The organism is Flavobacterium sp. CS20 (assembly GCF_018080005.1).
Taxonomy (GTDB): Bacteria; Bacteroidota; Bacteroidia; order Flavobacteriales; family Flavobacteriaceae; genus Psychroflexus.
On the sequence record NZ_CP073015.1, the window covers coordinates 1,712,158 to 1,727,697 of the forward strand.

Consider the following 15,540-nt stretch of genomic DNA (forward strand, 5'->3'; position numbering starts at 1 on the left):
ACACGCCTATAATAAAAAATTATATTCTAACCTACAAATGTAATAAAAATTTGAATGCTATCATTGATTAATAACACCCTAATTTCTTCATAGCTTCGTCTAAAAAGTCCATATGCTCAAGGTTTCGGTTAGAAGTTTTCCCTCTTGCGTGAAATCTATCTAAATTATCGGCTGTGGTGTTAAATTGCTCTTGTAATCCTGCACAATCTTTTCTAATGATTAAATCCAATGCACGTTCTTTTACCATTGGGTCATACTCATTCCAGAAATCATCATTAAGTCCTTTAGGTAAGATTTTACTTTTTGAATTGATATAAAGTAGGCGTTTTCCATACTCTTTGGCATTGCTCATAAACGGATAAGCTAAATCTTCATCTTCGCTTCTCCAGTCTGTTATATTCTTATTTTTAGCTTCGTATATTGCTTCAATAAATTTTTCATTTTTAGGGTCGAGCATTGCGAAAATAGGCGTGAAGTCGTAATTATATGGATTTTCTTCTACTATCTTTCCATTAGCATCCATAAAGTTGGACGGTTCTCCGTATAACTTGAATTTGTGTCGATAGCGGTCGAACATACTTATCAATTCTGGCGTTAATCCCCCTTTCTTGGTTTGTGCTAATGCAAGACATTTTAAGGCAAAAGTAACTTTATCTTTCCCATTTTCTAACTTCTGTATTTCTTGTAAGAAATTATCTTCAATGGCAAATCCTTCATCTGATTTGAAATAGGTAATCCCATTAGCAATAGCATTGATTACTGGAACATATTCTACAGCTACTACTTTCTTATTGACAAGGCTATCAAATGTTGTAGTTTGAGTTAATCCGTCTAAAATTTCTTGTCGGTCAGCTTTTTCTTGTTCATTCATCATACCGACAGATTCTTTAGCCCATTCAGTATAGACTGAATATTTTTCTTCTGGTGTTGTTGATTTGCTTTGTGCTGAATTTCTGTCAAAGTTTGAACTAAACGAACTGTCTTTTGGCATTAACACCCCCGAAATGATAAACAGAACAACATAAGAACCGTATCTAACGGCTTTGTTTTGCCAGAATTTGAATTTTTTTTTGAGTTGGTCAGATACTGGCGGTAAAATGGCTACACCTAAAATTAACATTATTAAACCTGCTCCAAATCCGCCTTGTGCGATTGAGCCAATGCCTCCAAGTGCGAAAAACACTCCTAAAATGTACTTTACTACTTTCATATTAAAACTGAATTTTTGTTGCTCTCCAGCTCCAAGAAAGCGGTTGATTTTATTCAATAAAAGAGGCGTGGAAACTGAAACGTGCTTTTTAGAGGTTCGCCAGAACCTTATTACAATACAGAACAGCCCACGCCCGTACGGACGTAGCTTACATACTGTATTCTCTGTAATAATTCTGAAACTGGCGATTTCTAAAAAAAGAATACGATTACGCTACTTTACTTTTATGTCTATGTTACTTTTTCTCTTATAAATTTTCTGTTTGAAGTACAAATCTATTAAATAATGTCTGAACTTGGTTTTGTTGGAACTGTTTATTTCTCCGTGTCAAAAATCCAAGTTGGTTTAATTCTTTGGTTATGGCATAGAACGACTTACCTTGCTTTCTTAACGCTACAATCATTGCAGTAGCTTTTCTGTTGTTCTCATTGTCTAAGGCATTCTTTTTTCTTGCGGTTAATCCTTTCTGCCTTGCTTCTGCATCTAAATTCTGGGGCGAGCCTAATTTTTTGCCTTGTTTCTTTAACTCTGCTAAAGCAACTTTAGTACGGGCTGAAATTCGTTCTCTTTCATCCTGTGCCAATACCGCCATTATTCCAATCGTAACAGAATTAGCTTCTGGCATATCTACGCACTTGAACTTTACTTGACTATCTCGCAGAGTGAATATAAAAGCTGCGTTCCTGCTCAATCTATCCAACTTTGCGATTAAAAGAGTAGCATTCGTTTGTTTACACTCCTCAATAGCCTGCATAAGATTTGGGCGGTTGTTTTTCTTTCCGCTTTCAATGTCCGTGTATTCATTGAGTAAAATATTATCTGGCTGAATAAAATTCATCACGGCTGTTTTCTGGCTTTTTAAACCTAAGCCCGAAATACCTTGTTTGTGAGTACTGACCCTATAATATGCAATAAATTTATCCATTAGTTAAGTTTTTTAAAGGGATGTTTAGAAAACATAAGTATTAGAATAACTGGTTGTTTACAACAATACTTCCGTCTCTTTGGATGTGTTCAACCGTGTAGCCCATTTTTTCTAAATCTTTACCAACCAAATTCCATCTATGACACTTTCGGTAATCTCCACAGGCACAGAGTAGAACAATGCGACAATCAAACTCTAACGCCTTTTCCAGATAGTCTAAGCCTTGTTGGTAGGATATAGTTTTTCTAATCTTGTTGTAATCTGGCTCTTCATTGGTTTGCAATTCTGGACTTTTTGGACGACCACCAAGACAATCACCCATAAATCGGTAGCCTATACCACTTTCTTTGAGAATAGCTTCCAGAGGTTTTCTGTTGTATAACTTCTGAAATCTGGAATAAGGATAAGACCGAATGTCTATTACTGCTTGTATCTTATTCTTTTTGAGGTTTTGAATGAAATCTTGAATTGGTAAATTTCCGTATCCAATCGTTAAAATACTGTAAGTCATATATTTATTTTAAATCTATGCAGATTTTGACTTTTGACAAAACAGAAACTTTCTAAATTTTCTGTTGAAACAAGATTTTAACTTTTGAATATATGCAAAACATGACTTACTTCAAACCTGCTTTATTTCGTAGGTCTTTTTCAATCTCATCTAATTCATCTATACTCAAACCTGCATACTTGTTTGTAATTTCCATCTGACCTTTTACGTTCGCATTTATGTTATGCTCTTGTTTTTCTACATAACCTCTATGCTTCATTCTGGTTTTTGTGAAATAGATTAGCACAGACGTATCTTTTTCAATAAAAATCTTTTCGTAAATGATATTTTCAACATCATCATAAAATCCCTCTCTGGTATTTTCTACCTCTTGTGCAAACTCTGGATTACTTTCTTTCCACCTGTAAAATGTTTTGCGGTTAATGGACATAGCAAGACAGGTTTTAGATATGTTGCATAGCTTTTTTGGGAATATTCTTAAAAACTCCGCTTGTTTTAGTGTTAACCCTTTTGCTTCATAGTAGGCTTTCTTAAAACTGCAATTAGTTGATAGCAATTTTTCAAACTTTTCGCCTGTCCAATTGCAGACCTCTAAAGCATCACATAAGTCAGAATTTCTTACCACACTTATAAACTTCTGCTGTATTTTGGTTAGGGGCTTTCCTTTTTTGTTATTTTTTGTACCCATTTGTGTCATTTCTGTTTTTATATTTATCATTCAATCATTACTTCTTTCAGACTTGCGTATCTGCCTGCTTGCTGCTCATAATACAACTTGCCTTTCTCTCTTTTGGCTAACTTGAATACTCCTCTGTACTTCATACTCACGGAGTTATTCGTAAACACCGTAGTAGTTATTATCTGGGTGTCTGTTCGGTATCTGATGTCTAACTCGTCTTTGAACTCTTTCGACGTTGTTGCCATAATTTTAATTTTTACCCCTTTTTCCCCATATACTACAAGTCGTGAAATAGGTTAATTAGAAGTCAGATAATTTATTTTACCCAACATCAAATCCCTAAACTCTTGCTTTGGGTTATTATTTAATGCTTCATCCATTATGGCAATACATTTTTTCCACTCCCTACGTTTTTTCTTTCGAGTATGTGTGTTCATTTTTGTTTCTTTCCAAAAATCTCGCTCAAAACCTGCAAAGAATAATTCTTGCTGTCGAGGTGTAAGAGTAGTGTAATCGTACTGTTTCCGCATATTTGCATTGTCGAAATACCCCACCAATTTATTACCCAGATTTTCTAAATTGACACTACTTTTTAAATCGTTAAGCGTTGATACAATACTTGATATTGGTCGCATCTTTTTAAACTTAGCTTCGATTCTGTTTATTCCTTCGGGTAAATCAATAGACTTTCCAAATACGTCTATTAAAGTAGATTCGCTATTTAATTTAGTTTCTAAAGGTTTGTCGTAAACTTTAAAGTCATATTCAGATTTATATACCTTTTTGCCGTACACTTTATTTCCTTTTCTCATCTTATCAAACTCATCCATTATGTAAAGTTTACAAAACTCAAATAACTGAGAACTATACCCTATATTGATTCCTACCTCCAAAGATTTAATTTTAAAATCGGCACTCGGTATTTTAAACTGCTCTTCAATCATCTCAATAGCATTATTGATTTCCGAATGAGTGAAATTCGAGTAATTATTTCCGTGATAAAATTTGTGTAAGGAATTTTCAATAGAAACACTTCTTCCATTGATTTTAACCAATAAGTTGCCAAATGAGCCTACGTGGTAAGCATAATTTCCATTGCGGTTGTGTTGCCGTGAAAACAAAATCCCAAACTTCTCAAAGTCCTGAGACCTGTCAAATTCTTTTCCTCCAGAGAGTTCAGGATAAAAATATCCTAAACTCTCCACTTTTATATGGTCTATCATCTTAAAATCCATTTAAAATGATAGCCTTAAATTCTTGGGCTTAAACTCGGAGAAATACGGTCAAGAGGATATAGTCCAGCCTCTTCCAAGACAGGTTTTAAGTCGTATAATTTCTTAAATCCGAGATAAACTTTGTTCGTAATGAGTTTTTCTAAGAGAATAAAAGCTGAATGACAACATTCAGCTTTTTTTTATTAAAAATTTATTTCAGACAGGCAACTCTTTTTAAGTATCTTTCGTCTTTATAATAAAGACCCTATTTGTTTTGAAAGTTGTCAAACTACATGCCGAGCTCGATAAGTTGATTAAAAAAGCACAAAAACAAGATCGCGTTTCTCAATTTCGTCTATATGAAAAATATTCGCCTAAAATGCTTAGTGTGGTTCGATGCTATATCAAAGATTTACAACACGCAGAAGATGTTTTGCAGAAAGCCTTTTGCAAAGCTTTTTTAAATATGAAAAGCTACCAATTTAAAGGCAGTTTTGAAGGTTGGCTAAGACGAATTGTTGTGACATCAAGTATTGATTTTTTACGTCAAAAGAAAAATATGATGATTCAAACTGATGACTTTTCTTATTACGAAACCGCAGAAAACCCTTTAGACGAAGTTAAAGATATTTCTCATATTCAAGTTGCGATAGACAAACTTCCAGAGGGTTATAAAACTGTATTTTGCCTTTATGTTTTAGAAGAATATAAACACAAAGACATTGCTGAAATGCTCAATATAGATGTTGGGACTTCAAAATCTCAACTCTATAAAGCCCGAAAAATGTTGAAAGCACAATTGCAAAACCATCAATTAAAATCATCACAATGAAAATTTCTCAAACCGAACATAAAATAAAAAATAAATTGAGCCAAAGAGAAATTACTCCAAGTCAAAATCTTTGGGATGATATAGAACAAGAATTGGATAAAACTTCCAAGTCAAAATCTAATAAAATTTGGTTAAAATACGTTAGCATTGTTGCTGTCTTATGTGTTGGAGTGTTCGTTTATCAAGGCTTAAAACCCGAAACAGGCAAGTCAACTCAATTGGTCTTGAAGTCTAAACCTGTTATTGAAAAAGAAAAGCAATTAAAATTAAACACGACTTCATTGAGTTATGTTGCTTCACCTTCAACAATTCAAACAAAAAATACGTTAAAGTTTAATAATGAAACATCTAAAAACAAAACTCAAGTAAAAAACTCCATTGCTGAGGATAAAAAACCTTCAATTGAAGTTGAGGTTGATAACTTACTAAGTCAAGCTCAAAACGCTTTAACCAAATCTGAAAAAGAAAAACAGCTCATTGATGAAGTCAATATACTTTTGGCTGAAGCTATGCAACAAACGCAAGATAAAGATCAACAGCAGATTTTGCAAGACTTAAAAGCTACAGCTTTATTAGCAGAGATAGAAGCCGAAATCGAGTTGCAAAAACCTCCTAATCTCAAAGATAGAATATGGACAGCTTTAGTATCAAACCTCAATAACATCAAACGCACTGTTGTATCCAATTAAAATTTTAAATCACTGAAATACAGATTTATATATCAAATGAATAGCTATTCTTATATCTAATTCCTTTAAAAATAAACCTATGAAATTGAATAAAATACTATCACTTTTATTAATTATCTGCATCTTTTCTATAAATGCTATTGCACAAGATTCTACCGCCGTTAAACTTGATGATAAGGCTAAAAAGCAATTGGCTCAACTTGAGCAAAAATTAAAAAATATTGAAACCGAAGAAAAAAATAAGCTAAAAAAAATCATATCAGAATTGAATACTCAACAGGCTCAAGACTCTTTGTATAGTCCTGCGGACTTTGAAGCTATTAAAATAAAAAATGCTAAACGGGTCGCTCAAAATATCAAAAATCGTCAAGCTGTTGTCAAAAATCAAATTGAGTTTTTAAAACGCAACGGATATTTGGCTGATGAAATGAGTGTCGCAAGTGAAGCTAAAAACAATGATGATGGCAACAATGGCGAAAGCTTTACAATATTGAATAAAGAAATTAAAATTTATTCAGAAGATGAGTCCAAAAATAATGTAAGAACAAAAACTCAAAAAGATTTAATTATCGCTTTTGGATTAAATAATGCCATTCCTGAAAATGGTGGTTTAAACGATTCTCCATTTAAAGTTGGTGGCAGTCGTTTTTTTGAAATAGGATTTTTATGGTCAAGTTCTATTTCTAAAAATAATTCCTTGCGTTTAGATTATGGATTTTCATTTCAATTTAATGGTCTAAAGCCTGAAGACAATCAAATATTTGTTGAAAATGCTGACCAAACCAATTTAGAAACTTTTGAATTTGACTTGGATAAATCTAAATTTAGACAAGACAATTTGATTTTTCCTGTGCATTTACACGTCAATACTAAAAAAGGAAATGGTGATTACTTTATTAGAAGTGGATTCAATTTTGGACTTGGTGGGTTTTTAGGTCTTAACCTTAATAATGTCCAAAAGTTAAAATTTGATATAAATGGCGATAATGAAAAGCAAAAAACTAAAGATGATTTCAACACCAACAACTTTTTGTATGGTTTGAGTGCCTATGCTGGTTTTGGTGATACGACATTGTATTTAACCTACAGTATCAATCCAATTTTTACAGATAATCCTGTTGATATCAATAATGTTCAATTGGGATTGAGGTTTGCGTTTTAAGATATAATTCTATAGAATTTGTTAAAGAAGATCTCACAGGTTTCAAAAACCTGTAAGGTCTGTTTTACTTTAAAAAAAATCAACTTTTATTAGCCAATTGCCCACAAGCCGCATCGATATCTTTTCCTCGTGAATGACGCAAAGTGACTGTTATGCCGTGAGCTTCAAGTGTTGTCATATACTTGGCTACGGCTTTGTCGTTAGCTTGAGTAAACATATCATCATCAATAGGGTTGTATTCTATCAAATTGACTTTACAAGGAATGACTTTGCAAAAATCGACCAAAGCTTCAATATCTGCATCGGTGTCGTTGATGCCTTGCCAAACAATGTATTCGTAAGTAACCCGTTTTTGGGTTTTGGCATACCAATATTCTAAAGATTCTTTGAGGGCATCCAAACTAAATTTAGCATTAAAAGGCATAATTTGTGTACGCACTTCGTCACGAGCCGAATGCAAAGACACCGCTAAGTTAAATTTGACTTGGTCGTCTGCCAGCATTTTAATCATTTTTGGAACACCAGATGTTGATACTGTAATGCGTTTTGGCGACATATTTAAGCCATCTCCCGAAGTGATTTTTTCTATTGAAGCCAAGACATTTTTGTAGTTCATCAGCGGTTCGCCCATGCCCATATAAACAATGTTGCTCAACGGACGATTGTTGTAGTAGCGACTCTGTTTGTCTATAGCGACGACTTGATCGTAAATTTCGTCAGGATTGAGATTGCGTAGGCGTTTGAGTTTGGCTGTGGCACAAAATTTACAATCCAAACTGCATCCGACTTGAGATGAAACGCAAGCTGTTGTGCGATTTTCTGTTGGAATCATCACACTTTCAACCACAAAACCATCGTGCAATTTCACAGCGTTTTTGATGGTGCCATCTTTCTGCGTTGTTGTGTGTCAACTTTAATATGATTGATAACAAAGTTGGCTTCAAGCATTTCTCTTGTTGCTTTAGATAAATTGGTCATCTCATCAAAGTTATGGCAGGCTTTATTCCATAGCCATTCATAAACTTGGTTGCCTCTAAACGCTTTGTCATCATGTGATACAAAGAATTCTCGCAATTGCTCTTTGCTTAAAGCACGGATGTCTTTTTTTTCTGTAGTTTTCACAAATGCAAAAGTAGGGAATGTGGGTTGTATTGGAAAACATAAAGATGAAAGAGTAGTTTTAACCCGAATTATTCATTCAAATTGTTATAATGTAATTCTTTATAAAAATAATCAAAGGCTTTTAGCATTCGAGAACCATACCAACTGAAATATTCACCATTGACTAATTTTATTTTTGAATTGTCAATTGGTATTTCAGAAAAGTGCTTGGGTTTAAAAGGAAAAGGTTCTGATGATAAAAGCAACAAGTCTAAATCAGGTAAATTTTCGATATCAATTTCGGGATATCGGTCTTTGGTTGCAAACACATTTTCAAAGCGATTGAGTTCCAAAATGTGATTGATAAATGTATCACCACCAATGGTCATCCAAGGATTACGCCAAATCAAATAGGCTACTTTTTGAATGGGTTGATGTCTTATAGTTTGTTGAAATTGGTATTTTTTTTGTTGCAATCTTTCAATTAAATTTTCAGCTCTTGATTGTGCATTTAAAATTTCTCCGTAGTCTTTTATCAAACGATTATTGTCTTCTAATTTTTTAATATCTGACACGTGAACGGGTGTAATTTTTGAAAGTCGATTGACCATTGCTTTGGTGTTTTCTTCTTTATTACAAAAAATAATATCAGGTTTTAAAGCCTGAATTTTATCAAAATGCACTTGCTTGGTTCCGCCGACAATGGTTTTTGTAGATTTTAAATGTTTGGGATGCTCACAAAATTTGGTAACACCTACTATTTGTTTTTCGAAGCCTAAATCTACCAAAAGTTCGGTTTGACTTGGAACGAGTGAGATAATGCGTATTGGCGTTGAAGTTACCTCAACTGAGCGATTAAGAAAATCGTGGATGATCAATTTTTTGTTAGAAAAATAGTAAAAATGTAAGGAATAAAAAAGGTCAATCCAAAAAGAAAGACATAGAATTAAGAACGGGATACTGACGCTCACTGTGTTCGGTCAGCATCTCATTATATTTATAAAAAACCTCGCTATTCAAAAGAAATACCAGGTTTGTACTCGGAACGCGATACTGACGCTCACTATGTTCGGTCAGCATCTCATTATATTATAAACCCATTATACTTATAAAAAACCTCGCAATTCAAAAGAAATACCAGGTTTGTACTCGGAGCGGGATACTGACGCTCACTGTGTTCGGTCAGCATCTCAGCTCTTAAACATCTTATGTTAAACAAAAAAAGCCCTGAAAATCAAATGATTAACAAGACTTTTGGTACTCGGAGCGGGATACTGACGCTCACTGTGTTCGGTCAGCATCTCAGCTCTTAAACATCTTATGTTAAACAAAAAAAGCCCTGAAAATCAAATGATTAACAAGACTTTTGAGTACTCGGAGCGGGATACTGACGCTCACTGTGTTCGGTCAGCATCTCAGGACTTAAACATCTTATGTTAAACAAAAAAAAGCCCTGAAAATCAAATGATTAACAAGACTTTTGGTACTCGGAGCGGGATACTGACGCTCACTGTGTTCGGTCAGCATCTCATTATATTATAAACCCATTATATTTATAAAAAACCTCGCTATTCAAAAGAAATACCAGGTTTGTACTCGGAACGCGATACTGACGCTCACTGTGTTCGGTCAGCATCTCATTATATTATAAACCCATTATACTTATAAAAAACCTCGCTATTCAAAAGAAATACCAGGTTTGTACTCGGAGCGGGATACTGACGCTCACTGTGTTCGGTCAGCATCTCAGGACTTAAACATCTTATGTTAAACAAAAAAAAGCCCTGAAAATCAAATGATTAACAAGACTTTTGGTACTCGGAGCGGGATACTGACGCTCACTGTGTTCGGTCAGCATCTCATTATATTATAAACCCATTATATTTATAAAAAACCTCGCAATTCAAAAGAATTACGAGGTTTGTACTCAGAGCGCGATACTGACGCTCACTGTGTTCGGTCAGCATCTCAGGACTTAAACATCTTATGTTAAACAAAAAAAAAAGCCCTGAAAATCAAATGATTAACAAGACTTTTGGTACTCGGAGCGGGATACTGACGCTCACTGTGTTCGGTCAGCATCTCAGCTCTTAAACATCTTATGTTAAACAAAAAAAAGCCCTGAAAATCAAATGATTAACAAGACTTTTGGTACTCGGAGCGGGATACTGACGCTCACTGTGTTCGGTCAGCATCTCAGGACTTAAACATCTTATGTTAAACAAAAAAGCCCTGAAAATCAAATGATTAACAAGACTTTTAGTACTCGGAGCGGGATACTGACGCTCACTGTGTTCGGTCAGCATCTCAGGACTTAAACATCTTATGTTAAACAAAAAAAAGCCCTGAAAATCAAATGATTAACAAGACTTTTGGTACTCGGAGCGGGATACTGACGCTCACTGTGTTCGGTCAGCATCTCAGGACTTAAACATCTTATGTTAAACAAAAAAGCCCTGAAAATCAAATGATTAACAAGACTTTTGAGTACTCGGAGCGGGATACTGACGCTCACTGTGTTCGGTCAGCATCTCATTATATTATAAACCCATTATATTTATAAAAAACCTCGCAATTCAAAAGAAATACGAGGTTTGTACTCGGAGCGGGACTTGAACCCGCACGACCGTTAATGGTCATTGGATTTTAAGTCCAACGTGTCTACCAATTCCACCATCCGAGCAGAAAAAAATGAACTTAAAATAAAAAAAGAGCGAAAGACGGGATTTGAACCCGCGACCCTCACCTTGGCAAGGTGATGCTCTACCCCTGAGCTACTTTCGCATTAATCGAGACGCGACCCTCATCAGCCTCGGGCGGATGATGCTCTACCCCTGAGCTACTTTCGCATTAATCGAGACGCGACCCTCATCAGCCTCGGGCGGATGATGCTCTACCCCTGAGCTACTTTCGCATTAATCGAGACGCGACCCTCATCAGCCTCGGGCGGATGATGCTCTACCCCTGAGCTACTTTCGCATTAATCGAGACGCGACCCTCATCAGCCTCGGGCGGATGATGCTCTACCCCTGAGCTACTTTCGCATTAATCGAGACGCGACCCTCATCAGCCTCGGGCGGATGATGCTCTACCCCTGAGCTACTTTCGCATTAATCGAGACGCGACCCTCATCAGCCTCGGGCGGATGATGCTCTAATCCCGACACTTCGGGAAGCTACTTTCGCATTAATCGAGACGCGACCCTCATCAGCCTCGGGCGGATGATGCTCTAATCCCGACACTTCGGGAAGCTACTTTCGCATTAATCGAGACGCGACCCTCATCAGCCTCGGGCGGATGATGCTCTAATCCCGACACTTCGGGAAGCTACATTCGCATTCGTGCAATAAAATTGCGGATGCAAATTTAAGCTTTTTCTTATAATGTCAAAGTAAAATGAAAATTTATTTTTTATCACTCAACATTCGCTTAATCTCATTCAATTTCATCAAAGCTTCTACAGGCGTTAAGGTATCTATTTCTAAATTTAAAATTTCTTGTTTGATATCTTCTAACAAGGGATCGTCTAACTGAAAAAAACTGAGTTGTGAGTCTTGTGTAGCTGCCTTGAGCGTTTCGGCAGAGTCTTCAGTGGCGTGCGATTCTTCTAATTTTTTCAGAATCTTTTCAGCTTTATGAATGACATGTTGTGGCATCCCTGCCATTTTAGCGACGTGAATCCCAAAACTATGTGCACTACCGCCAGGTTTTAAGGTTCTCAAAAACAAAATTCTATCCTTGTATTCTTTAACCGCAACATTATAATTTTTAATACGCTTAAACTTATGGGTCATTTCGTTGAGTTCGTGATAATGGGTAGCAAACAATGTTTTAGCTCTTGATGGGTGTTCGTGCAAATATTCCGTAATCGCCCAAGCGATTGAAATACCATCATAAATGCTTGTGCCGCGACCGATTTCGTCGAGCAAAACCAAACTGCGTTCTGAAATATTGTTCAAAATGCTCGCCGTTTCGTTCATCTCCACCATAAATGTCGATCTGCCCATAGAGATATTGTCACTCGCACCGACACGGGTAAAAATTTTATCAACCAACCCGATTTCAGCGGATTCAGCAGGAACAAAACTTCCCATTTGAGCCAACAAAACAATGATAGCGGTTTGACGAAGCAAAGCCGATTTACCACTCATATTTGGGCCAGTAATCATAATGATTTGCTGCTCCTCACGGTCAAGAAATACATTATTGGCAATATAAGCTTCGCCTTCTGGCAGTTGTTTTTCAATCACAGGATGTCGTCCTGCTTTGATATCTAAATTAAAATCATCGCTGATTTGTGGTTTGTGGTATTGGTCTTCTAAAGCCAACTGTGCAAACCCACAAAGCACATCTAACTTTGCCACCAAAATAGCGTTTTGCTGAACGGGTTTGATGTAATCTCGACACCAAACCACAAGATTGTCGTAAAGTTCAGCTTCAAGCACACTGATTTTTTCTTCAGCACTTAATATCTTGGCTTCATAAGTTTTCAGTTCTTCTGTGATGTAGCGTTCGGCGTTCACAAGAGTTTGCTTTCTAATCCAATGTTCAGGCACTTTGTCTTTATGAGCGTGGCGAACTTCAAGATAATACCCAAACACATTGTTATTGCCTATTTTTAGTTTTGAAATTCCAGTGTTTTCCGATTCTCTTTTGAGCATGTCGTCGAGATAATCTTTTCCTGAATAAGCTAATTTTCTCAACTCGTCTAATTCATCGTGAAACCCTTTAGCAATAACATTGCCTTTATTAAGTAAAACAGGGGTTTCAGGATGAATAGCCGTTTTAATTTTTTCTCTTAACAATTCGCAAGTATGTAAATTGTCTGCAATAACTTTTAAGGCTTCGTTATCATTTTTAGCCAATTCTGTTTTAATCGGAATGATAGCTTCTAAGGAATCTTTAAGTTGTAATAATTCTCTTGGATTGACTTTTTGAGTGGCAACCTTAGAAATCAATCGTTCTAAATCACTGATTTGTTTAAGTTGGTTTTGTATGTTTTGAAGTAAATTTTGATTTTGATTTAAAAACTCAACAGCATTGAGACGCTCTTCGATTTTTTCACGTTGCTTGAGTGGTAAAGACAACCATCGTTTGAGCATTCGACTACCCATCGCCGATATGGTTTTGTCAATGACATCGAGAAGCGTAACGGCTTGTTGGGAGTTGCCGTGATACAACTCGAGATTGCGAATAGTAAAGCGGTCCATCCACACATAAGCCTCTTCGCTAATACGTGAAATATTATTGATGTCTTGCAATTTATCGTGACGGGTTTCCGATAAATAATGCATAATTGCTCCAGCGACAATGATGCCTGACTCTAAGTGTTCAATACCAAAACCTTTGAGCGAATTGGTTTGAAAATGCGCGTTTAAAGTTTCTTGTGCATAATCAATTTTAAACAACCAATTGTCTTGAAAAAAGCAATTAAAATCTTCGCCGAAATCCGATTTAAATTGATTTTTGTGCAATTTTGATATCAAAACTTCACTGGGTGAGAAGTTCTGTAAAAGCTTGTCTATATAATCTTTTGAACCTTCTGAAGTTAAAAATTCACCCGTAGAAATATCGAGGAAAGCAACACCAATATTGGTTTTTGAAAAGTGAATGGCACAAAGAAAATTATTAGACTTACTGGTTAACACCTCATCGTTTAAAGCCACGCCAGGCGTAACCAATTCTGTAACGCCACGTTTGACGATTTTCTTGGTCATTTTAGGATCTTCCAACTGGTCGCAAATTGCTACCCGTTGACCAGCTTTGACGAGTTTCGGTAAATACGTATTGATCGAATGGTGAGGAAATCCCGCCAATTCAGTCCGCTCACTGCCGTTATTTCTATTGGTTAAAACGATATTAAGAATTCGTGCGGTTTTAACCGCATCTTCACCAAAAGTTTCATAAAAGTCACCAACTCTAAACAACAACAATGCGTCAGGGTGTTTTTGCTTAATCGCATTGTATTGCTTCATCAAAGGCGTAATCGATGCTTTTTTCTTGGTCAAAATATATGATTTACACTAATTGGCGAATTTAACTATTAAGACTGATGTTTGAAAATCTATTTTAGCAATTTAATAATGCTTGCCCTTACAATACAAACTTGGGAGTATTCGTCTGAGTGGTAATTTGAAAATGTGATAGAAGGATAATTTAAAATACTTGAAGTAATAGAACGTGAGTTAGATTTATTGAAATCTGTAAATCAGATGGTTACATCTTTTTGTAAGCAAATTTTGTCATTTCGAATGAAGAATGAGGAGAAATCTCATCCTACTGAGATGTCTCGTCGCTCATGCTTCGCTCTGTCAACATGACAAATGATTAAATATCTGTATTTTATTGGAATTTATATCAAACTCACGTTAATATAAGATTTAGTTTATGTTGATGTTGTTGATACTCTGGCTTTTCACGCAAAGCACACAGAGTTTTCGCAGAGTGTGCTGAGAAAACTCAATCTCAAAAGTTCTAAACAAAATCCAAAACTAATAGTAAAAATCAAAGGCTTTAAAATTCTTACTTTTGTATTATAAGCCTTATTATGCGAAAATTAAAAAACGAAGAGCTCAACCGCCTGAGTGTGGAAGATTACAAATCTTCTAGGAAATCGAAGCTGATTTTAATTTTAGACAATATTAGAAGTCTTAATAATATCGGTTCTGTATTTAGGACAGCAGATGCATTTAGAATTCAAAAAATATATCTGTGCAGCATCACCGCTCAACCACCACATCGCGATATTCAAAAAACAGCTCTTGGTGCAACGGACAGTGTAGAATGGGCTTACGATAAAGAAACCCTTAATGTCGTTGAAAAATTAAAGCAAAACGGCATCAAAATTTTAAGCATCGAACAAGCTGACGAAAGCTGTATGCTTCAAGATTTTAAGTTTGAGTCTGATGAAACTTATGCTATGATTTTTGGCAATGAAGTCAAAGGCGTTCAACAAGCGGTTATTGACCAAAGTGATGAGGTTTTAGAAATTCCACAATTCGGCACTAAACATTCTGTTAACATTTCTGTGAGTGTTGGTATTTGCTGTTGGCAGTTTGTTCAATCCTCAAACTTTAGAGGCTAATTTTTGAATAACAAATTTCATATCCTTAATGTTATTTTAAAAGTCTCCCGAAAATACGAGATCTTTAAAATTTACTCAATATCATACTTTTATCTTTTTTTTATTCACAACTTTTATTTGTTCAAATTGGTAT

At 35.6% G+C, this 15,540-nt stretch carries 12 protein-coding genes, 2 tRNA genes and 1 pseudogene; 4 read left to right on the forward strand and 11 right to left on the reverse strand.

From position 1 onward, the window contains the following. Positions 1-67: 67 nt before the first annotated feature. The 6 genes from IGB25_RS08075 to IGB25_RS08095 form a co-directional block, all read right to left on the reverse strand. Complete coding sequence (locus IGB25_RS08075; protein WP_211064573.1) at positions 68-1,210, reverse strand: hypothetical protein; 1,143 nt, start codon at positions 1,208-1,210, stop codon at positions 68-70. A gap of 247 nt (positions 1,211-1,457) precedes the next feature. Further along, the gene (locus tag IGB25_RS08080; RefSeq protein ID WP_211064574.1) at positions 1,458-2,135 is read right to left on the reverse strand and encodes a recombinase family protein; all 678 of its coding nucleotides are present in this window, start codon (positions 2,133-2,135) and stop codon (positions 1,458-1,460) included. 40 nt (positions 2,136-2,175) lie between these two features. Then, a complete protein-coding gene (locus tag IGB25_RS08085; protein ID WP_211064575.1) occupies positions 2,176-2,646 on the reverse strand; it encodes a DUF488 family protein in 471 nt (156 codons plus the stop codon). Positions 2,647-2,752: 106 nt separating this feature from the next. Then, positions 2,753-3,334 carry a hypothetical protein gene (locus IGB25_RS08090; protein ID WP_211064576.1) on the reverse strand — a complete coding sequence of 194 codons (582 nt, stop codon included), beginning with the start codon at positions 3,332-3,334 and terminating at the stop codon, positions 2,753-2,755. A 26-nt stretch (positions 3,335-3,360) separates the two neighbouring features. Beyond that, positions 3,361-3,570 (reverse strand): hypothetical protein, encoded by a 210-nt coding sequence (locus IGB25_RS15590; RefSeq protein WP_371815880.1) that lies wholly within the window; start codon positions 3,568-3,570, stop codon positions 3,361-3,363. Positions 3,571-3,621: 51 nt separating this feature from the next. Then, a complete protein-coding gene (locus IGB25_RS08095; protein ID WP_211064577.1) occupies positions 3,622-4,548 on the reverse strand; it encodes a hypothetical protein in 927 nt (308 codons plus the stop codon). Positions 4,549-4,813: 265 nt separating this feature from the next. Here IGB25_RS08095 and IGB25_RS08100 point away from each other — a divergent pair, with 265 nt between their 5' ends. From IGB25_RS08100 to IGB25_RS08110, 3 genes are all read left to right on the forward strand, one after another. Continuing rightward, a complete protein-coding gene (locus IGB25_RS08100) occupies positions 4,814-5,371 on the forward strand; it encodes an RNA polymerase sigma factor (protein ID WP_211064578.1) in 558 nt (185 codons plus the stop codon). Then, entirely contained in the window at positions 5,368-6,060 is a 693-nt protein-coding gene (locus IGB25_RS08105; protein ID WP_211064579.1) for a hypothetical protein, read from the forward strand. Before IGB25_RS08100 ends, IGB25_RS08105 begins: the two co-directional genes overlap by 4 nt. Positions 6,061-6,139: 79 nt before the next feature. Continuing rightward, positions 6,140-7,222: a hypothetical protein gene (locus IGB25_RS08110; protein WP_211064580.1), complete on the forward strand. Its 1,083-nt coding sequence runs from the start codon at positions 6,140-6,142 to the stop codon at positions 7,220-7,222. A 79-nt stretch (positions 7,223-7,301) separates the two neighbouring features. Here IGB25_RS08110 and rlmN read toward each other — a convergent pair. The 5 genes and pseudogenes from rlmN to mutS form a co-directional block, all read right to left on the reverse strand. Further along, positions 7,302-8,344 (reverse strand): annotated as a pseudogene (gene rlmN, locus IGB25_RS08115) (23S rRNA (adenine(2503)-C(2))-methyltransferase RlmN). Positions 8,345-8,412: 68 nt separating this feature from the next. After that, on the reverse strand, positions 8,413-9,201 hold the full coding sequence (locus IGB25_RS08120) for an ABC transporter substrate-binding protein (RefSeq protein ID WP_211064581.1): 789 nt from the start codon (positions 9,199-9,201) through the stop codon (positions 8,413-8,415). Between the two features lie 1,719 nt (positions 9,202-10,920). Beyond that, positions 10,921-11,006: transfer RNA gene (locus IGB25_RS08125), tRNA-Leu, on the reverse strand. A gap of 29 nt (positions 11,007-11,035) precedes the next feature. Next, positions 11,036-11,107 (reverse strand) — tRNA-Gly (locus IGB25_RS08130). A gap of 620 nt (positions 11,108-11,727) precedes the next feature. Beyond that, complete coding sequence (gene mutS, locus IGB25_RS08135; RefSeq protein ID WP_211066883.1) at positions 11,728-14,298, reverse strand: DNA mismatch repair protein MutS; 2,571 nt, start codon at positions 14,296-14,298, stop codon at positions 11,728-11,730. Between the two features lie 572 nt (positions 14,299-14,870). Between mutS and IGB25_RS08140 the strand changes: the two genes are divergently transcribed. After that, a complete protein-coding gene (locus tag IGB25_RS08140) occupies positions 14,871-15,407 on the forward strand; it encodes a TrmH family RNA methyltransferase (RefSeq protein WP_211064582.1) in 537 nt (178 codons plus the stop codon). Positions 15,408-15,540: the final 133 nt, after the last annotated feature.